Below are 18,929 nucleotides of genomic sequence, written 5' to 3'. Positions count from 1 at the left end.
TTCCTCGAGGACTGCTCGGATGGTGGGGAGCCGGAGTCGGCGGCAGGCTTGCTCGACGGCCGCGGCCGCCGCTTCCGGGGTCATGCCGCGCTGCCGGCGCAGCGTGGTGGTGATACTGGTCACGGTCGGGCTCATGCGTTCATCCCTTCAGACTGCAGAACCGGCGTCGCCCGGCGGCGCAGTAGTTCGTCGTATCGATTCAGGTCCGGAAGTGGTCGGCCGTCGGGAGGCAATCCCGCGATCACCGCTTCCGGATCGCGTAGCCGCCGCTGGGTGAGACTGACAACCCGCCGCTCGGCCTTATCGACCTGTTCGGCGGGATGACGGCCTGTTCCGGACCCACCCGAGCCGGCTGCCAGGCGGGCTTCCACGGCGACGACATCGGCGGTGACGGCGCCGACGGTCAGCGCGGCCCATATCCCTGCCATCACGTCCGTGGCGGTCATGGTGCGGTGCAGGAGCAGCACGCCGATGAGCTCGCGGGTGCCGGCGCTGTCGCCGTTGACCTTCCGCGACTCGGCCCAGAACGCCTCGTGCGCGGCTGTGAACTGGCCGGCTTCTCGCGCGGCCGCCAGCGCCGTCGACCCCTTGAGCGCGCCGGGTTTGTGGCGGAGGACTTCGAGGTAGTGATCCAGCTGGATCGATTCGCCGCCGCGGGCGACGACCCGTTCATGCCGGGCGACCGCAGCGCGGCCGTCGAAGACGACCAGCTCGGACGCGCGGAGTGAGACCCGCACCTGTCGGCCGATCAGCCGGGCGGGGACGGAGTAGCGGGCCATCCGCACCGTGATCATGCTCGACCGGTCCACTCGCGGATGCAGCACCAGGCCCGGGTCGAACCGATCCGCCGGCAACGGCCCCAGCGCCGCCCGGTCCGCCTCGAAGTCGCGCGCGACCGTGGTCGTCTTCCCGGTGATGCGGCGCTGTTCGTCTTTGGCGTCCCAGCCGCGGAGCCGCTCGTTCAGCTCGTCGAGGGAGTCGGTGACGGGCATCGGTGAGAGCCAGGTGCGGCGGAATCGGCCCACGTCGCCTTCCACGCCGCCCTTCTCATGGGCGCCGTCGACGCCGGGCAGGCAGTAGAACGGGTCGAAGCCGTAGTGGGAGCGGAACAGCACCCACCGGTCGTTCTCCACCCGGCCACGCCCTTCACCGATCAACACCCGCTTCACCGCGGCGGTGAGGTTGTCGTACTTGATCTGCAACCTGGGTACACCGCCGAGTTCTTCGAACGCGGCGATATGGCCCTCGAGGAACGCCTCCTGCGACTGCGTCGAATACACCCGGTGCACGGCGCGGCCGGAGTGGGAGAGCCGGAACGTGAACATGTGGCACTTCGTCTTCACGCCGGCAAGGATCACCCACACCTCTCCGAAGTCGACCTCGGCCTCCGCGCCCGGGGCATGCACCTGCGGCACGAACGCCTGCACCGTTCGTCGGCCGGCGTCGATCTCGATCTGCGGCCGCCGCGCCCGCACGTAGTCACGCACCGAGCCATAAGACACGTTCGCGCCGTGCTCGTCGAGGAGACGGTGATGGATCCTGGTCGCGGTATGTCGCTGCTTTCGCGGCGCATCCAAATCCACCCGCAGCATCGCATCGATCACCGGCTTGAACGAATCCAGCTTCGGCGCGGCACGCACCGGGGTCTTCCGTTCCAGCGGCACCGCGGACGCCAACGCCTGCCGCACCGTCCCGCGGCCAACGTGATACTTCCGGGCCAGCGCCCGGATCCCGAGCTCCTCCACCCGAGCATCACGACGGATATCCGCGAACAACCCCACCCTGCTCCTCATCCCCGACCACCGGCCTCTCCGCACCCCCAGCGGGCACGGCACAACCGTCCAGGTGGTCCCGAATCAGACCGTCACAACACGCCGACAAGCACCAAGGTGGGTCCAGATCAGACCGTCACCCCGGTCCCCACCCAAGCTGTCACAGACAGTCCTGAGGCGTCGGCGTCGCGTCCTCGTGGCTGTCACGGTGGTGGTCCATGGTGCCTCCTCGGGCTCTGTCTCGCGGGTCAGTCTCGCGCTGCGCCCGCGGTCGCGCTGGGGGCTTGACATGCGACGGATGCCGCGACCTCCCGGCCCGGAGGGCGTCGCTCTGCGGCATCCGGCCCTATCCCGCAAGGGGGTTCACCCGCCGCGCCCACGCGCCTAGCGTCGCGAGCATGAGCGATGTGACGATCTTCGCCCCCTCGCCGACGCTGACGGTGACCGTGGAGGACCACCCGTCGGGCAGCGAGATCCACGTGCACGCCGGCGGCCAGGGCGTGTGGCAGGCGCGTATGCTGCTGCGGCTGGGCGTCGACGTGACGATGTGCAGCGTCCTGACGGGGGAGACCGGTCGCGTGCTGCGGCACCTGCTCGAGGACGAGGGCATCTCGGTCGTCGCGGTCGAGCGCGAGGGTCGCGGGTCGGCGTACGTGCACGACAGGCGCGAGGGACACCGCACCGAGATCGCCGAGGACGACGGCGAGCCGATCGGACGCCATGACCTCGACGAGCTCTACGGGGCGACCCTCAAGACGGGGCTGCGGTCGGGACTCGTGGTCCTGAGCGGCCCCGTGGGCGAAGAGGTGCTCCCCGCCGACACGTATCGCCGCCTCGCTTCCGATCTGCGCGAGGGCGGCGCCGGGGTGATCGTCGACCTCGCGGGCGAGCGGCTCGACGCGGCCGTCGAGGGCGGTGTCGACGTGCTCAAGGTCAGCCATGAGGAGCTCAAGGACGACGGGCGCATCGACGAGGCATCCGGGCGCTCCATCATGCGCGCCATGCGTGAGCTGCACCATGCCGGCGCCGGCACCGTGATCGTCACGCGGGCGTCGGAGCCCCTGCTGCTGCTCGACGCGGACGGCTTCCTCGAGGTGAGCGCGCCGCAGCTCGAGGTGAAGGACACCCGCGGCGCAGGCGACTCGCTCACGGCGGGGGTCGCAGCAGGCATGGCGGATGGGGCGAGCGCACGCGAGGCCGTGATGCTCGGGGCGGCCGCTGGCGCGCTCAACGTGACGCGGCACGGCCTCGGCACGGGCGACCCCGACACGATCGAGCGCCTGCGCGAGCGCGTCACGGTGCGAGAGCTCGCCGATGAGCTCGCAGCCGACGCCGACCAGCCCGTGACCGGTCGAGTGAGCCCCGACGGCCTCGCGGCACTGGCCGAACCGGATGCCGCGGCGGACGTCCGCGACGAGGCCGACGCCGGCTCGGAAGGCGGTCGACCGTGACCAGCATCCTCGTGACGAACGACGACGGCATCGCGGCGCCGGGACTTCACGTGCTCGCGCGCCTCGCGCGGGACGCGGGCTACGACGTGACGATCGCCGCGCCCGCGCAGCAGTCCAGCGGTTCGAGTGCGTCGATCATGGCGGAGGACGCCGACGGGCGGATCGCGGTCGAGCGGCGCACCATCGAGGGGCTCGACGACGTTCCGGCGTTCGCCGTACGCGGCGGGCCGGGGCTCATCGCGCTCATCGCCGCACGCGGCGCGTTCGGAGACCCCGCGAAGGTGGTCCTCTCGGGGGTCAACCACGGCGCGAATGTCGGACGAGCGATCCTGCACTCCGGCACGGTGGGCGCGGCGCTCACGGGCGGGCTCAACGGCGCGTGGGGGATCGCCGTGTCGCTCGATGTCGGCATGCGGCCGGAGGCGTTCCACTGGGAGTCGGCGGCTGCTCCGGCGATCGATCTCCTGCCCGACCTCATGATCCGGCCGCGAGGGACGGTCATCAATGTGAACGCGCCGAACGCACCGACGAATCGCGGTCTCCGAGAGGCGACTCTGGCGCCGTTCGGAATCGTGCAGACGACCCTCACCGAGGAGGGCGAGCACCATATCCGCCTCGCCGTCGAAGACCTGCCGAACCGGCCGGAGCCCGGCACCGACGCGGCGTATCTCGCAGAGGGCTGGATCACCGTGACCGGTCTCGACCCGGTATCGCACGTCGAGCTCGGGCTCCCCGCGCCCGACTGACTGACCCGACTCGAGGCCGCGAGCGCCGGGCGTGCGGCGTCAGTGCGCCGCGTCGTACGCTTCGAGCACGTTCGCCGGAACGCGACCGCGCTCGGAGATGTCGTACCCGTTCTCCTTGGCCCACGCGCGGATCGCGCTGTAATCCTGCTGCCCGGCGCGGCGACGCTTGCGCGGAGCGGAGCTCGAACCCGAGCCGGCCCCTCGGCCGCCCGACACGCGGCGAGCTGCCTTCACATACGGCTCGAGCGCGCCGCGCAGCGACTTCGCGTTCTCGGTGGAGAGGTCGATCTCGTAGGCGACCCCGTCGAGTGAGAAGAGAACGGTCTCTCCTGAGCCGACGTCAAGGACGGTGCCATCGAGGTCATCGACGAGCTGATGGACGATTCTGCGTGCCATGCCCTTTACTTTAGGGGAATTCGGCTTTTCGCACTATCGAGTTCGGCCGTCGACGAATTCGCGGCACCGGGTAGAGGTGAGAATTCACTCACACTTTGTCGCGCGCATTCGCTCATGTGCTATTGCGTATTGCGTCGAGTTCGAGGTCGAGCAGGAATCGCTTGATGTCGGATCGGCCGCCGTATTCGCCGAGCGTGCCGTCGGACCGGACGACTCGATGCACGGGGACGATGATCGAGAACGGCGTCGTCGCACACGCCGTGCCCACCGCCCGCGCCGCCCGAGGGCTTCCGGCGGCGACTGCCACCTCGCCGTATGACGCGGTCTCGGCATAGGGGATCTCGCGGACCGCCTCCAGGGCGGCGCGGGTGAAGCCGCGGACGCCGCTCCAGTCGAGCGTCACGTCGAATTCCCGACGTTCGCCCGCGAAATACTCCTCGAGTTGTCGATCGATATCCCCGCCCGCGGTGTCATCGGGTTCGGGGGAACGCCGCAATTCCCGCGCGATCCTCTCGATTTGAGGACCGAGTGGGCCTTGGAACGGATGCAATTCGACGATGCCGGCTGTGGTTGCGACGATGAGGATGTCGCCGATCGGGGAAGGATGGATTCGGAAGCGCGGGTCGGTCATGTCTTCATCCTTTCCAGCCGCGGGTGAGCCATCCGTCCTCCCGCACCCGCCCGTGAAGGAGTGACCGCGGGATCCCACTGGGGAGGAATCGCCGATGACACGGCGTGTTGCAATCCGGCGAAACCCGCGCTTGAATCCCGGTCCGCGACGGGTGCCCGCCTAGTCTGGCTCGTGTGTGGCGTGCAGAAGTCGACGCCGTCTCGGGCGCAGAGGATGCCGTCCCCATGACGGCAGTGAATCCCGGGACGCTCGAGCTGTCCGAGCCGGGGGTCTCGGTCGTGCACATCGCCGAGCCGGAGCGCGAACGGCTGCGGGCGCAGGCCGCCGAACTCGGAGGCCGATCGACGCTGCTGCACTTCTCGGAGCCCGCCGACGCGGTCATCGAGATCACGAAGGCGCACCCCGGAAGTCTGCCGCAGTTCCTCACGGGGCGCTCGACCCTGCTGTCGAACCTCTTCCGCGACGAGGTGGCGCACCGCACCGCGCGCCTGGCCGCCGAGCGCATCACCGCGAAGAGCGTCGAGCTGCGCACCGTGCGCGGGATCGAATCCGTGCACCTCGCGGTCGGCCTCGCGTCGTGGAGCGTCGGCGGGATGCGCTGCACGGCGCCCGTCCTGTTGCGCCCGCTCTCGATCCGCCGGCACCAGTCCGACTTCGAGCTCGCGCTGCGCGGGGGCTCGTTCACCGTCAACCCCGAGCTCGTGCGTGCGATGCGCGAGCACTTCGGCATCCGCATCAACGGCGCGGCCCTCGCGGCCCTCGCGTACGACAACGGGGTCTTCAAGCCGCAGCCGGTGATCGACCGCCTGCGCCAGCTGACGGCCTCGATCGACAGCTACACGGTGCGCCCGCGTCTTGTCGTCTCGAGCTTCGCCGACGTCGGCACCGGGATGGCCCGCGACATCGTCGACCAGGACCACGTCGTGCTCAATGCGCTCGCGGGCCACGAGTCCGATCGCGAGATCTTCGCGGCACGCCGCGAGGCGCCCGTCGTACCGAGCGCGGACGAGCGGCCTCCGGCATCCGACACGCTCATCCTCGACGCCGACGCCGAGCAGGAGGGTGTGCTGGCGCGCATCACCGACGGGCAGTCCCTCGTCGTGCACACGCTCCCCGGCACGGGCGGCACGCAGACCGTCATCAACGCGATCGGCGCGCTCGTGCGTGAAGGCAAGCGCGTGCTCGTCGTGAGTGCGCGCCGTTCCACGCTCGACGGCGTGCGGCACCGTCTCGCGACCATCGGCCTTCCCGGCCTCGCCGTCTCGCCCCGGTCGCTGCAGCGCGATCTCATCCGCGCGATCGGCCGCAACGAGAAGGCCGAGGCGCCGAAGGTCGCCGAGATCGACGACGCCCTCGTGCGCCTGCGCAACGTGCTGCGCGAGTACCGCCGGTCGCTCACCGCGACCCACAGCGAACTCGGCGTCTCGATGCTCGACGTGCTCCGCGAGCTCTCGAAGCTCACCTCGCGCGAGCGCCCGCCGTCGACGTCGGCGCGCTTCGACTACGGAACGCTCGTCCGCGTCGCGCCCGTGCGCAAGGAGGCCGCCGCGAAGCTCGCCGCCGCCGCGCGGCTGGGCGAGTTCCGCTTCGGGCCCGACGACTCGCCCTGGTACGGCGTGACGTTCGCGACGACGGATGCCGCGCGCGCGGCCCACGCGCTCGCGGCGCGCCTGCACAAGCAGGATGTGCCAAGCCTGCTCGAGCGGGCCTACGAGCTCGTCGCCCAGACCCGGATGCGACCGTTCCACACGATCGCCGAGCTGGGGTCGTACCTGAAGCTGCTGCAGGGCATCCGCGATTCGCTCGACCGGTTCAGCCCGACCGTCTTCGAGCGCCCGCTCGCCGAGCTCATCCAGGCGCACGGTCCGCGCCGCGACGCGCCGAACATGACGAGCGCGAACCGTCGACGGCTGAAGCGACTGTCGCGCGAGTACGTGCGCCCGGGCGTCCACGTCCCCGACATGCACGAATGGCTCGTCCGCATCCAGAAGCAGCGCACCGAGTGGCAGCGCTACGTCGACGCGGGCGTGATCCCCGAGGTGCCGCTCGGCATCGCCGACGTGCACGTGGCGTGGCAGCACGCGGAAGCGGGGCTCGCCGAGCTCGACGCCGTGCTCGGCCGCACGGGCGCGGAGCGTCTCGCCCACCTGCCGATCCCGCGCCTCGTGCGCACGTTGGCCGCCCTGGCGGCGGACTCCCCGGTCTTCGACAACCTCGTCGAGCGTGCGACGCTGCGCGGTGAGCTCGCCGACCTGGGCCTGGAACCGCTGCTCGTCGAGCTCTCGGTGCGGCACGTGCCCGAGTCGGAGGTGGGCGCCGAGCTCGAGTTCGCGTGGTGGCAGTCGGCGCTCGAGCACCTGCTGCGCTCCGACCGCGCCCTACTCGGAGCGAACACAGCGGTCGTCGATCGGCTGGAGCGCGACTTCCGTCTCGTCGACGAGGCGCATGCGGGGGCATCCGGTCCGCTCCTGGCGGCCCAGCTCGCGACGCAGTGGCGCATCGGGATCGTCGACCTGCCCGACGAGGCGGCGGCGCTCAAGCAGGCGCTCAAGAACGGCATGGGTGAGCCGCGTCGTCTGCTCGCTGTCGCGCCGTCGCTCATGCGCGTGCTCGCGCCGGTGTGGCTGGCTTCGCCCTATGACGTCCCGCTGATCCCGGCGAAGCCCGAGTTCGATGTCGTGCTGATCGCGGATGCCGCGGCGCTGAGCCTCGCAGAAGCGGCGCCCGCGCTGCGCCGCGCCCGCCAGGTGGTCGCGTTCGGCGACCCGGTGACGCAGAAGCCGACTCCGTTCCGTGTCGCTGCGGATGCCCCGGTCGACGACCTGGGCGCCCGCACTCCGCGCACGTCGGACACGACGGATGCGGCGACCGATGTCGACGACGAGTTCGAGTTCGACGACGTGAGTGTCTTCGAGCGTCTCGCGGAGCTGCTGCCCGTCGAAACGCTCACCCGCAGTTATCGAGCCGGCGGGGAGGACCTGGCCCAGCTGGTGAACGGCGCCTTCTACGGGGGCGAGATCGTGTCGCTGCCGTGGGCCGGGTCCTACCTCGGGCGTGGGAGCCTCAGCGTCGACTACGTCGAGGGCGGCACGGGTGCGCCCGATCCCGTCACGGGCGCCGTCGAGAGCCCCGATGCCGAGGTCGCGCGCGTCGTGACGCTCGTCGTCGAGCACGCGGTCAACCGCGGCAACGAGTCGCTCATGGTCGTGACGGCGAGCACGCGTCACGCGGAGCGCATCCGCGCCGCGGTCGAGGCGGCGTTCGCCGGCCGATCGGATGTCGCCGACTTCGTCTCGCGCGACACCGCCGAGCCGTTCGCCGTGCTGACTCTCGAAGAGTCGGTCGCCGAGAGCCGCGACCGCGTGATCTTCTCGCTCGGCTTCGGCCTCACCAAGCACGGGCGCGTGCTGAGCGACTTCGGCGACCTGTCGACGCCCGACGGAGAGCGCCTCCTCACGGTCGGCATGACGCGCGCCCGCCGGGCGATGGTCATCGTGTCGTCGATCCGGCCGTCCGCGTTCGACGACGGACGCCTCGAGCACGGCGCTGCGACCCTCATGGCGATCCTCGGCGGCGTCGCAGCGCGCGCCCGCGAGTCGCGACTCGAAGACCTCGCCGACCCGCTGACCCTGGCCCTCGCACGCGAGCTGCGTCGTCTCGGCGCGGCCGTCGAGGTGCATTACCGCGGACTCCTGCCGCTGGTCGCACAGTACGACGGCAAGGCGGTCGTCGTCGAGAGCGACCCCGAGACGATCGGCGAGACGCTGCGCGAGTCGCTGCGCCTGCGTCCGCAGATCCTGCGCCGCCTCGGGTGGCACTACGTGCGTGTGCACTCGTTCGACCTGTACAGCGATCCCGCGGCGGTCGCCGCCCGCATCGGCGAGATGCTCGGCATCCCGCCCGAGTCGCCGCGCGCCGAGGGCGCCACGCAGCCCATCGACGTCATCGAGTGAGGTTCGATGACCCCGCGTGAGAGCACGGGTTCCGGCGACGAGAGGCAGCGCGTCGTCCGCGTCCCGGGACGCCGACGTGCCAAGCTCACTCCCGCGCCCGGGACCACGCGCGAACCCGCGCCGACGGACGAAGACGAACCGGATGCGCGGGCTGAGGCATCCGGTTCGAGCCCGTCCGGGCCGAACGACGATCGCCTGCGGCGGGACGTCCCGCCGCACTACTGAGTCAGGTGCGCGTCGTGGGCGGCTGGTTGCCGGCGGGCGCCTGGTTGGACAGCAGGTCGCGGATCTGGGCGAGCAGCTCCTGCTCGGTCGGCAGCGGCTCCTCTTCGTCCGTGTCGGCGCCGGCCTTGCGGGCTTGGCGCTCCTTCCACACGTTCATCGGGTGCACGAAGACGAAGTACACGACGATCGCGACGGCGAGGAAGGCGATGATGGCGTTGATGAGGTCGCTGATCGGGAAGGTGACCGGCCCCCACAGGCCGTTCACGGTGATCCCGACCTCACCGTTCTCATCCGGCTTCCAGACGAGGGCGATGAGGGGTTCGATGATGGCCGCGACCACTGCGTTCACGACAGCGGTGAAAGCGGCGCCGATGACCACCGCGACCGCGAGGTCGATGACGTTGCCGCGGAGGATGAACTCCTTGAAGCCTTTGATCACGTGATGCTCCTCACTGTCGCCGGCTTCCGCCGGCTACGAGCCCGTCGTGACGGGCGCGGACTTCGACTCAGACTTCGATGATGTCGAAGATGCCGCAGCGTTGCCAGACCCGGAGTCGGACGACGACGTCGACGAGCTCTTCTCGGACGAGCGGGAATCGGTGCGGTAGAAGCCGGACCCGTTGAAGGTGACGCCGATGGATCCGTACTCCTTGCGCAGGGTGCCGCCGCATTCGGGGCACTCGGTCAGAGAGGGGTCGGTGAAGGACTGCACGGCGTCGAATCGGTGGCCGCACTGCTTGCAGGCGTAGGCGTAAGTGGGCATGTTCCTCGGTCTTGCTCTCGGAGGGGATCGCGCGCGGTCAGCGACTCGCCGGCGCGAAGGTCAGGGTTCTGGTGGGGGTGACGACGCCGTCGACAGGCTGATCGTGCAGGTCGCGCGGGAGCTCGTCGAGCACCTCTGTGTCGTACACCACCGCGTACACGGGAGGGCAGCGCTCCATCGAGCCGATCGTCTTGTCGAAGAAGCCGCGACCCCAGCCGAGGCGCGTTCCGGTCTTGTCGACGGCTGCCGCCGGGATGATCATGAGGTCGACGTCGTTGACCGCGATCGGGCCCAGCAGCTCGCCCACGGGCTCGGGCTGGCCGAACAGGCCCTCCGTGACGTCGAGCTCGGGCTCGGCGACGGTCCAGTCGAGCAGGCCGTCCTTGCGCGTGATCGGAAGGAGGACCCGGATGCCGCGCGCGACAGCGCCTTCGACGAACTCGCGCGTGCCGGGCTCGACGTTCGTGGACAGGAAGCATGAGACCGACCTCGCGCCGTGCCGCTCGACGAGCGCGTCGAGCTGCTCGCGGATGCCGGCGGCCGCCTCTGCGCGCGCCTGCTCGGAGCGCATGTTGCGCCGTTCGCGCAGCTCGGCCCGGAGGGCGCGCTTGGCATCGGCGATCGCATCGGACATGCGTCGATTCTAGGCGGGCGCGACTGTACAGCCGCCCATACCACACGGTGCGCCCCGCGTGCCGTGTGCCGCGTGTCGGGGCATCCGCCCTCTAGACTCAGGGGATGCCTCACTTGCCGTTCAAGGCCGTCATCCCCGCCGCGGGATTGGGAACGCGATTCCTCCCCGCGACGAAGGCGATGCCGAAGGAGATGCTTCCGGTCGTCGACAAGCCCGCGATCCAGTACGTGGTCGAAGAGGCGGCGCAGGCCGGCATCGACGACATCCTCGTGATCATCGGCCGCAACAAGAACGCGATCTCGAATCACTTCGACTCGGTTCCGGAACTGGAAGACAAGCTCAAAGACAAGGGCGACACCGAGCGGCTGCGTCGCGTGCTCGAGTCGAGCGACCTCGCCGACATCCACTTCGTGCGGCAGGGCGAGCCCAAGGGCCTCGGACACGCGGTGCTGCGTGCGCAGGCGCACGTGGGCGACCACTCGTTCGCGGTGCTGCTGGGCGACGACCTCATCGACGAGCGCGACGAGCTGCTCACGACGATGCTCGCCGAGCACGAGCGCACGGGCGCCGCGATCATCGCCCTGATGGAGGTCGACCCCGACCACGTCGAGGCGTACGGCGTCGCATCCGTCGAGGAGACCGACGCCGACGGCATCGTCAAGGTCACCGGCCTCGTCGAGAAGCCCAAGAAGGAGGAGGCGCCCTCGAACCTCGCCATCATCGGGCGGTACGTGCTGGCGCCGAACGTGTTCGACATCCTCGAGCGCACCGAGCCGGGCAAGGGCGGCGAGATCCAGCTCACCGACGCCCTGCAGGAGCTCGCGACCGACCCCGACGGACCGGGCGTGTACGGCGTCATCTTCCGTGGTCGCCGGTACGACACCGGCGATAGGGTGGACTACATCAAGGCGATCGTGCAGCTCGCCGCCGATCGCGAAGACCTCGGCCCGGCGCTGCGTCCGTGGTTCAAGGACTTCGCGGCGCGACTGTAGCCGAAGCGACCGCCGGATGGGCCCGCATCCGAGGGAGGTCTCGTGGATCTGACCGCTCCTCGCTCGCATGGGCCGGTGTCGATCCGACTCGTGAAGCAGCGCGACGCGCGCGTGCTGCAGCAGGAGCTGCTGTCGAATCGCGCATGGCTGCGGCCGTGGGAGGCGACCAGTCCCGACGGCCCGGTCTCGTTCGACATGCGGCTCGGCATCCGTCGCCTGCTGCAGCAGTATCGGGACGGGCTCGGCGTGCCGTTCGTCATGGAGTACGACGGCGAGATCGCCGGTCAGCTCAACGTGTGGGGCATCGCGCGCGGATCGCTCGCCTCGGCGACGATCGGGTACTGGGTCAGCGAGCGGTTCGCAGGACGAGGCATCACGCCCACCGCGGTCGCGATGGCCACCGACGTGTGCTTCCGCGAGCTGAACCTCCACCGCATGGAGATCTGCATCCGCCCCGAGAACCGCGCGAGCCTGCGGGTCGTCGAGAAGCTCGGCTTCCGATACGAAGGGCTGCGCCGTCGGTACATCCACATCGACGGGGACTGGCGCGACCACTACTGCTTCGCGCTCGTTCGCGAGGAGGTCCCCGAGGGCGTCCTCGAGCGCTGGATCTCGGGGCGGGCGCCGCAGGATGCGGCATCCGTTCCTCCCTCGGATCGTCTGCACGCGTGAGCCGCGAGCGCACCGACTGAGCGACACGCGCCAGGATGGCCCGCCTGGCGCACTTCGCTCGCTTACCGTTGACCGCATGGGCGGGCAGGTGCTGGGCGGTGGTGTGATCGTCGCCGTGACGGTCCTCCTGTGGCTCGTCTATCTCCTCCCGTCGTGGCACAGCCGCCGTCAGTACGACGCGGCCGAACGCAACGCGGTGCGGCTGAACCAGGCTCTGCGGGTGCTCGCCGAGACGGCCGAGACGCCGGAGGAGGTGCGCCTCGAGCTCAACACGCGCACCGCACTCGCGCAGCAGCGTCTCGCACGCCGCGCGCTCGCCGAACGCGAGCAGGCCGCCCTCGAGCAGGCGCGCATCGAGCTCGAGCAGGCACGCGCCGAACGCGCGGCGGCCCGACGCTCGCCGCAGGCGCGCCGTGCGCGTGCACGCCGCCGCATGCGGCTCGCGGCGACGACCGTGGGAGTCGCGGCGATCGGCTTCGCCGGCTGGGGCGCGTGGGAGGTCGTCACCACCGGTGCGCAGCTCCTGCTGTGGTCTTCGGTCGCGGTGGCTGTGCTGTGCGGGCTCGTGCTCGTGCGCCTGTCGCGTGTCGCCGCGCGCGCGGCCGCGAGGGCGGAGAAGACGGATGCCGCGACCCGCGAGCCCGCGATCGTTCAGGACGTCGCGCTCGAGCCCGCCCGCGAGTGGCAGCCGCGCGAGCTGCCGCGTCCGCTCACGGCGTCCGCCGGATCCCGCGCGGCGGCCGTGCTCGAGGCGGAGGTGGCGCGCGAAGCCCGTCGGCGTGCCGCCGTCGAAGAGGCCATCCGGGCGCGGGCCGAAGAGCAGGCTCCGCCGTCGATCGAGCGTGCGCGGCAGGCGCGCGAGGCTCGCCCGGCCGCGACGGCCACCCCGGATTTCGCCCGAATGGGCTACGTCGACGACGCCGAGATCGAGGCGCACGTGCGCCGGCTTCTCGCGCGCCGCGCGGCGGGGGAGTAGCGCTGAGAGCGGTCCTCGTGTGGTCAGGACGGCCCGTCGAGCCGTGCTAATCTATCTGAGGTTCACGGGCCTGTGGCGCAGTTGGTAGCGCGTCTCGTTCGCAATGAGAAGGTCAGGGGTTCGAATCCCCTCAGGTCCACGAAACGAGTGAAGCCCCTGCTTGTCAGGGGCTTCACTCGTTCTGCAGCTGCTGCGATGCGAACCCCTGGGTGGGCCCACGCTGAAGAGGCTTCGCGCGACGCGCAGCGGCGCGTGGAGGAGCGGTGGGGACGAATCCCCTCAGGTCCACAGAACGACTCAGCCCCCGGCTCGTCCGGGGGCTGAGTCGTTCTCCTGCGAGAACGGCTCGCCCTGTGCCGTGGGGAACGGCACAGGAGTGCATCTTCGACGTGCTCGCTTCACCGGTGCTGCACGTGGGTCATCGGTTCAACGACCGCGGCTGTCGTATGCGCGCTCCGCGAGTCGGCGCGACCCGGCGTGATGGAGGACGACGCAGACGCACACGAGCACGGCGCTGACGAGGATCGGGCCGCGAACGCCGAGCTCGTCGAGTGCCACGCCGCCGACGACGGGACCCACGACCGCACCGATGTTCAGCGCGGTGGTCGCGAACGCGCCTCCCATCGTCGGCGCATCGCCCGCCTCCGCGATGATCCGCGTCACGAGCGTGGTGCCCAGTGCGAAAGACAGGGCCCCTTGAATCAACGCGAGCAGCCACAGGGCCACCGGGTCGAACACCGTCACCGCCAGCACGATCCAGCCGGCCGCGAGCGATGGTCCGGTGACCGCGATCGTCGTCCGCCAGTGTCGGTCACCCAGACGCCCCGCCACTCTGACGCCGAGGAACGCGCCGACGCCGAACGTGGCCAGCAGCAGCGGCATGACCTGCTCGGACAGTCCGGTGCCGCTCGTGGCGAGCGCCGCCAGGTAGGTGAGGGTGGCGAACGTCGCGGCATTGACCAGGACGGCTGCCGCGATGGCCACCTGAACCGGGCGGGAGCGCAGTGTCGCGAGCTCGCGTCTGATGTCGCCGAGCTCGCGTGACGCCGCGGGCGACCGATCGTGCTTCGGCGTCACCACGAGGATCGCCGCGAGCGTCGGGAGGCACAGGAGCGCGATGGTCCACAGCGTCGCCCTCCAACTCAGCGCCTCGCCGATCAGTGCGCCGACGGGAACACCGGCGACGAGTGCGAGGGTCGTTCCGCTGAGGATCACCGCCATCGCACGTGCGTGCCGTTCGGTCGGGACGATCCGCGTGACGGCGGAGAGCGTGACGGCGAGGAATCCGGCGTTCGCCAACGCGGCGAGGATCCGAGTCGCCAACAGCACGGCGAAGCTGTCGGTGACGGCCCCGACGACATGTGCCGCGATGAAGACGCCGAGGAATCCGGCCAGTGTCCATCGCGGGGGAAGCCGGCGAGCTACCGCCGCCATGGACGGCGCGCCGACGATCATGCCGAGCGCGAATCCGGATGTGAGCAGGCCCGCCTGACCGAGGGACGTGCCCAGGTCGCTCGCGATGGCGGGCAGAATCCCCGCCAACACGAACTCAGAGGTACCCTGCGCGAAGACGGCGACAGCGAGCAGATAGACAAGAACGGGCATGAGTGTGCCTTTCGAAGCATGACTCGAAGAACGGGGTGGTGCTTTGGCACTACCGGTGCTTCTCACGCACACGCGGACGAGCAGACTGCGGGAAGGAACACCCCGCACGGCTGCTGGAGAAAGGGTCGCGCGTCGCGGCTACCGGTGAACCGGCAGCCCAGGTCTATCTGCTTCGGGCGAACTCACCCGATCAGAATAGCCTTGATCGACGAAGGACTGCTCGCTCGCGACCGCACGCTCGCCGACTGTCGACGCGTGCACCGCCCCGACGCATCCTGACTCCCCGTTGCGCGGCATCCGCGTTCATGGTTTGTCAATATGGGGTTGACAATTTCAGAAATGCCGAGCACCATCGACGCGTACGCCGACGCGAGACGTGGAGGGCGCGGGCATGCTGGAGCTGAGACCGAACTGCGAGTGGTGCGGCGTGGATCTCCCGCCGAACGACGTCCGGGCGCGCATCTGCAGCTATGAGTGCACGTACTGTGCCGAGTGCGCAGAGAACATCCTGCAGAACGTCTGCCCGACCTGCGGCGGCGACATGGTGCGCAGGCCGATCCGTCCCGCGCGGGAGTGGCGGCCCGGATCGGGCCTGGGCCTCAGGCACCATCCCGCGGGTGAGAAGCGCCACGAGACCCGATGGACGCTGTCGGATGCCGAGCACATGATCCGACTCGTCGGGTCCATCCCACCGGATCGGCGCTGATGCCCGGCGCCGATCTCGTCGAGCGGAAGTCCACGCGCCGATCGCTCACGACTCATTCGAGAGCTCAGGCAGGCACCGTACGCGCTCCGGCATGAGTCGCAGCAGCTGCCAGACAGCGACGGCCGTGACCAGCGTGAGACCCCCGGCCGCCAGTCCCCAGGCGTCGAAGGCCGGGCGATCCGGCTGCGGGAGTGAAGCGATCACCGCGAACAGGCACGTGATCAGGCTCAATATGGCCGCCGCCGACACGATGAACGTGCGCAGCGCGCTGCCCTGCGCGCGCGGTTCAGGTCGCTTCATCAGCAGCACGAGCTCGCGAACGCCGAGCATGGCGGCCAGCCCCGCCACGATGGAGCCGCCTTGCACCTCTGGCTCCGCGCGTGCGGCCGCCAGGTACGCGCTGACGCCGCACGCGAGCACCGCCAGCTGTGCGAGCGCACCCGTTTCCACCCAAGGGGAGGGGGCCGGGCGCTGCGTGTCCTGCTCGCGCCGCGGGATGTACGCCCACGCGTCGCTGTCGAGTCGCCGCGCGAAGTAGCAGACCAGCGTCAGGCACAGCCACGGGCCGATCAGCGGCGTGATCGGATTGTTGCTGACGATCATCAGGAGGGCGCAGAGCCCTACGAGCACGCGCGGCGAGGATGCCTCCTGCAGGAGCAGGCCCAGAAGGTAGTTCCGTCTCGCCGGCGCGATGATCGGAGGCAGGTCCAGCGGATGCATCCGACCGAGACCGTCGCGGCGTCGAGATCCGGCTGCGTCCGCGGTGGTCACATGCGGCCCTTCCCGGTCGAAGCGCGCAGGCGTGCGCCGACGCGGCCGATCTCGTAGACCTTCTGGCGAGACACGCCCAACCGCGCGGCGACGTCGACGGCGCTGAAGTCCTCCAGCAGGTCGTCGACGGCGATCGAGCGCACCCGTGACGCGAGCGAGACGACGTGGGAGGCGAAGGCCGACACCTCCGCGGCGAGAAGCGCCACGGCGAGCGGTCCGCCGAACGGATCGGCCCAATGCTCGTCGTCGCAGTGCGCGGCGGCCGCCGTCAACGTCGCCCCCAGGTCGGCGATCGTCTCGCGGACCATCTCGGGTGTGACTCCGACCTCCTCGAATCGCGACGCGACCGCTGCGACTTCGGACGGCTCGCGATGCGCGAGTGCGGTGAGCCATGGGGTTGTTGCGATGTTCGCGATCAACGTGGATTCCTCGCTCCGCGCCCGACCAGCAGTGTCAACTCGGAGGTTACACGATGCCGGCCGATCCGGGCACGGCATCCGAGTTGGCGCCGACCGACTCGACACCCCCGGGTTGACAACCTCACGGAGACTCGGCAGGATCGCACTGTAATCCCCCTGTTGACAAAAGGATCGGACGGTGTTGCCATGACCACCCCGACGGTCGACGTACAGCAGTTGCGGAAGGCGTTCGGACCGACCGAGGTGCTCCACGACGTCACCTTCACCGTGCATGAGGGTGAGGTCTTCGGGATCCTCGGTCCGAACGGTGCGGGCAAGACGACGACGATAGAATGCATCGTCGGCGCGCAGCGCCCGACCGGGGGCTCGGTGCGGGTGCTTTCGCGCACTCCCCATCTCGATCGCGGCGCGCTGCGCCAGCTCGTGGGCTATCAGTTGCAGGCCTCGGTCCTCCCGAACGCCCTCCGCGTACGCGAGGTGCTGGAGGTGTTCGCCCGTCTGTACCGGACGCCGCGCGACGTCTCAGAGCTGATGGAGGAGACCGGCCTCACGTCGCTCGCACGCCGCTTCGTGGGCACGCTGTCGGGCGGTCAGCGCCAGCGGCTGTCCACCGCATTGGCGCTGGTCGGCTCGCCTCGGGTCGTCGTGCTGGACGAGCTCACGACCGGATTGGACCCGCAGGCCAGGCTGGCGATGTGGGAGCTGGTCGAACGGGTCAGAGCCGGCGGCATCACGGTTCTGCTCGTGACACACGCCCTCGACGAGGTCGAGCGACTGTGCGACCGCGTGACGGTGGTGCTCGACGGGCGGACGATCTTCACGGGAACGCCGCAGGAGATGCGTCGGCTCGCAGCATCCGGATCGGACGAGCGCGGGTCATTGCAGGATGCCTACGTACAGCTGATCGAGCGGCGGGGAGCGGTCGCCGAGATGGGGAGGAAGTGAGCATGCGTGAGCTCGGTGCGCTCGTGCGGATGGATTGGCTCCAGTTGGTCCGCAATCCCACAGCACTCTTCATGGTGCTGGCGCTCCCGTTCGGACTCCTGCTCCTGCAGGCCTACCTGATCCCGGGCACCAGGACTCCCCTCGACGCGGATGGCCGGACGGCCCTCGATCACTTCGCCGCGGTGGCTCTCATCGTGGCCGCCATGAGCGTCGCGCTGACGAACTACCCGGCGTCGATCGCGGGCTATCGCGAGACCGGGATGCTCCGCAGGCTCGACGCCACGCCGGCCGGCGCGTCGCGGATCCTCCTGTCGCAGTGGGTGGTCTCGATCGGATGCCTCCTTCTGGGGATGATCGCCCTGTGCGTGCTGGAGGTCTGGGTGATCGGCGTCCCGGCACCGCAGAGCCCTGCGGCGGTCATCCTGATCGCCGCCCTCGGCGCGATGTCGCTGATGGCGCTCGGGTCGCTGATCGCCGCCGTGGCGGCGACGGTGCCCATCGCCTACGGGGCGGGTGCGCTGCTGTTCATGCTGGGACTGCTGTTCTCGGGCGTGTGGACGCCGGGGCCGCTCATGCCGCAGGGGCTGCGGGACGTCGCATCCGCGACGCCCCCCGGTGCGATGACGCAAGGGATCGTCGCCGCATGGTTCGACGGCGAGCTCGCAGCGATGACCATCGTCGTGCTGATCGGCTGGACGATCGTGCCCGCGGCATTCGCGGCACGACTGTTCCGCTGGCGCTGAGGGAGGAGAGGAGCAGCATCATGCAGCACAGTTATGAGGCGCAGGTCGAGTGGACGGGCAACCGGGGAGAAGGGACGCGGCACTACCGCTCCTATGACCGGACATGGAACCTGGCAGCACCGGGAAAGCCCGTCGTGGCGTGCTCGAACGACCCCCTCCTCGGCGGCGACCCGACGAAGTACAACCCGGAGGATCTCCTCCTGTCCGCGGTGTCGGCATGTCACATGCTCTGGTACCTGCACCTCGCCAGTCGCGCAGGTCTGACGGTGCACGAGTACGTCGATCGTCCTGTCGGCCTCGGCGAGAGCACCGCGGACGGCGTGGGCCGCTTCGAACGCGTGATCCTGCGCCCGACCATCACGCTCGAGCCGGGCAGCGACGTCGCACGGGCGGACGCGATCCACGCCGAGATCCACCGGTACTGCTTCATCGGTCGATCCGTCGCCTTCCCGATCGAGTATGAGGCGCAATACCGCGAGCTGACCTCCACGGGCGGCACGGAGGCGCCGCTCGTAGAAGAGGCGAACCG

At 70.0% G+C, this 18,929-nt stretch carries 20 protein-coding genes, 1 tRNA gene and 1 pseudogene; 12 read left to right on the top strand and 10 right to left on the bottom strand.

Going from position 1 to position 18,929, the window contains the following annotated elements; all coding sequences use genetic code 11:
* Window positions 1–135 (bottom strand): annotated as a pseudogene (locus VNR19_RS08210) (IS21-like element helper ATPase IstB); the annotation flags it as partial.
* Entirely contained in the window at window positions 132–1,793 is a 1,662-nt protein-coding gene (gene istA / locus VNR19_RS08205; RefSeq protein ID WP_325725696.1) for an IS21 family transposase, read from the bottom strand. The gene istA and the pseudogene VNR19_RS08210, both read right to left, overlap by 4 nt.
* 377 nt (window positions 1,794–2,170) lie before the next feature.
* Between istA and VNR19_RS08200 the strand changes: the two genes are divergently transcribed.
* The gene (locus VNR19_RS08200; protein WP_325725694.1) at window positions 2,171–3,223 is read left to right on the top strand and encodes a 1-phosphofructokinase family hexose kinase; all 1,053 of its coding nucleotides are present in this window, start codon (window positions 2,171–2,173) and stop codon (window positions 3,221–3,223) included.
* Window positions 3,220–3,969: a 5'/3'-nucleotidase SurE gene (gene surE / locus VNR19_RS08195; protein WP_325725692.1), complete on the top strand. Its 750-nt coding sequence runs from the start codon at window positions 3,220–3,222 to the stop codon at window positions 3,967–3,969. The genes VNR19_RS08200 and surE overlap by 4 nt, the downstream gene beginning before the upstream one ends.
* A gap of 39 nt (window positions 3,970–4,008) precedes the next feature.
* Here the strand turns inward: surE and VNR19_RS08190 are convergent, their stop codons facing one another.
* Both VNR19_RS08190 and VNR19_RS08185 read right to left on the bottom strand, forming a co-directional pair.
* Entirely contained in the window at window positions 4,009–4,365 is a 357-nt protein-coding gene (locus VNR19_RS08190; protein WP_325725690.1) for a histone-like nucleoid-structuring protein Lsr2, read from the bottom strand.
* A 112-nt stretch (window positions 4,366–4,477) separates the two neighbouring features.
* A complete protein-coding gene (locus VNR19_RS08185) occupies window positions 4,478–4,996 on the bottom strand; it encodes a methylated-DNA--[protein]-cysteine S-methyltransferase (protein WP_325725688.1) in 519 nt (172 codons plus the stop codon).
* Between the two features lie 224 nt (window positions 4,997–5,220).
* On the opposite strand from VNR19_RS08185, the gene VNR19_RS08180 reads away from it, so the two are divergent.
* Both VNR19_RS08180 and VNR19_RS08175 read left to right on the top strand, forming a co-directional pair.
* Window positions 5,221–8,949, top strand: a complete 3,729-nt coding sequence (locus VNR19_RS08180) for a DUF4011 domain-containing protein (protein WP_325725686.1) — start codon at window positions 5,221–5,223, stop codon at window positions 8,947–8,949.
* Window positions 8,950–8,955: 6 nt separating this feature from the next.
* Window positions 8,956–9,174 (top strand): hypothetical protein, encoded by a 219-nt coding sequence (locus VNR19_RS08175; protein WP_325725684.1) that lies wholly within the window; start codon window positions 8,956–8,958, stop codon window positions 9,172–9,174.
* Between the two features lies 1 nt (window position 9,175).
* Here the strand turns inward: VNR19_RS08175 and mscL are convergent, their stop codons facing one another.
* The 3 genes from mscL to VNR19_RS08160 are packed head-to-tail and all read right to left on the bottom strand — an operon-like array spanning window position 9,176 to window position 10,571.
* Window positions 9,176–9,613, bottom strand: a complete 438-nt coding sequence (gene mscL / locus VNR19_RS08170) for a large conductance mechanosensitive channel protein MscL (protein WP_325725682.1) — start codon at window positions 9,611–9,613, stop codon at window positions 9,176–9,178.
* A 33-nt stretch (window positions 9,614–9,646) separates the two neighbouring features.
* The gene (locus VNR19_RS08165; protein WP_325725680.1) at window positions 9,647–9,937 is read right to left on the bottom strand and encodes an FmdB family zinc ribbon protein; all 291 of its coding nucleotides are present in this window, start codon (window positions 9,935–9,937) and stop codon (window positions 9,647–9,649) included.
* 37 nt (window positions 9,938–9,974) lie between these two features.
* Entirely contained in the window at window positions 9,975–10,571 is a 597-nt protein-coding gene (locus VNR19_RS08160) for a 5-formyltetrahydrofolate cyclo-ligase (RefSeq protein ID WP_325725678.1), read from the bottom strand.
* 104 nt (window positions 10,572–10,675) lie between these two features.
* Between VNR19_RS08160 and galU the strand changes: the two genes are divergently transcribed.
* The 4 genes from galU (at window position 10,676) to VNR19_RS08140 (ending at window position 13,350) form a co-directional block, all read left to right on the top strand.
* Window positions 10,676–11,563, top strand: a complete 888-nt coding sequence (galU, locus tag VNR19_RS08155; RefSeq protein ID WP_325725676.1) for a UTP--glucose-1-phosphate uridylyltransferase GalU — start codon at window positions 10,676–10,678, stop codon at window positions 11,561–11,563.
* A 42-nt stretch (window positions 11,564–11,605) separates the two neighbouring features.
* Complete coding sequence (locus VNR19_RS08150; protein WP_325032134.1) at window positions 11,606–12,235, top strand: GNAT family N-acetyltransferase; 630 nt, start codon at window positions 11,606–11,608, stop codon at window positions 12,233–12,235.
* A 76-nt stretch (window positions 12,236–12,311) separates the two neighbouring features.
* The gene (locus tag VNR19_RS08145; protein WP_325725674.1) at window positions 12,312–13,211 is read left to right on the top strand and encodes a large exoprotein; all 900 of its coding nucleotides are present in this window, start codon (window positions 12,312–12,314) and stop codon (window positions 13,209–13,211) included.
* Window positions 13,212–13,277: 66 nt separating this feature from the next.
* Window positions 13,278–13,350: transfer RNA gene (locus VNR19_RS08140), tRNA-Ala, on the top strand.
* 287 nt (window positions 13,351–13,637) lie between these two features.
* Here the strand turns inward: VNR19_RS08140 and VNR19_RS08135 are convergent.
* Window positions 13,638–14,816 carry a Cmx/CmrA family chloramphenicol efflux MFS transporter gene (locus VNR19_RS08135; protein ID WP_325725672.1) on the bottom strand — a complete coding sequence of 393 codons (1,179 nt, stop codon included), beginning with the start codon at window positions 14,814–14,816 and terminating at the stop codon, window positions 13,638–13,640.
* 391 nt (window positions 14,817–15,207) lie between these two features.
* Between VNR19_RS08135 and VNR19_RS08130 the strand changes: the two genes are divergently transcribed.
* Window positions 15,208–15,522: a DUF1272 domain-containing protein gene (locus VNR19_RS08130; RefSeq protein WP_325725670.1), complete on the top strand. Its 315-nt coding sequence runs from the start codon at window positions 15,208–15,210 to the stop codon at window positions 15,520–15,522.
* A gap of 45 nt (window positions 15,523–15,567) precedes the next feature.
* Here VNR19_RS08130 and VNR19_RS08125 read toward each other — a convergent pair whose 3' ends face one another.
* On the bottom strand, window positions 15,568–16,293 hold the full coding sequence (locus VNR19_RS08125; RefSeq protein WP_325725668.1) for a hypothetical protein: 726 nt from the start codon (window positions 16,291–16,293) through the stop codon (window positions 15,568–15,570).
* Window positions 16,290–16,712, bottom strand: coding sequence for a hypothetical protein (locus VNR19_RS08120; protein WP_325725666.1), 423 nt, complete (start codon window positions 16,710–16,712; stop codon window positions 16,290–16,292). Before VNR19_RS08120 ends, VNR19_RS08125 begins: the two co-directional genes overlap by 4 nt.
* A 186-nt stretch (window positions 16,713–16,898) precedes the next feature.
* On the opposite strand from VNR19_RS08120, the gene VNR19_RS08115 reads away from it, so the two are divergent.
* From VNR19_RS08115 to VNR19_RS08105, 3 genes are all read left to right on the top strand, one after another.
* Window positions 16,899–17,657 carry an ABC transporter ATP-binding protein gene (locus VNR19_RS08115; protein WP_325725664.1) on the top strand — a complete coding sequence of 253 codons (759 nt, stop codon included), beginning with the start codon at window positions 16,899–16,901 and terminating at the stop codon, window positions 17,655–17,657.
* A 2-nt stretch (window positions 17,658–17,659) separates the two neighbouring features.
* Window positions 17,660–18,400, top strand: coding sequence for an ABC transporter permease (locus VNR19_RS08110; protein WP_325725661.1), 741 nt, complete (start codon window positions 17,660–17,662; stop codon window positions 18,398–18,400).
* A gap of 20 nt (window positions 18,401–18,420) precedes the next feature.
* A partial coding sequence (locus VNR19_RS08105) for an OsmC family protein (RefSeq protein WP_325725659.1) occupies window positions 18,421–18,929 on the top strand: 509 nt, incomplete at its 3' end.

Origin of the sequence: Microbacterium sp., assembly GCF_035556355.1 — a bacterium.
Classification (GTDB): domain Bacteria; phylum Actinomycetota; class Actinomycetes; order Actinomycetales; family Microbacteriaceae; genus Microbacterium.
This window is presented reverse-complemented; position numbering and strand designations above follow the sequence as displayed.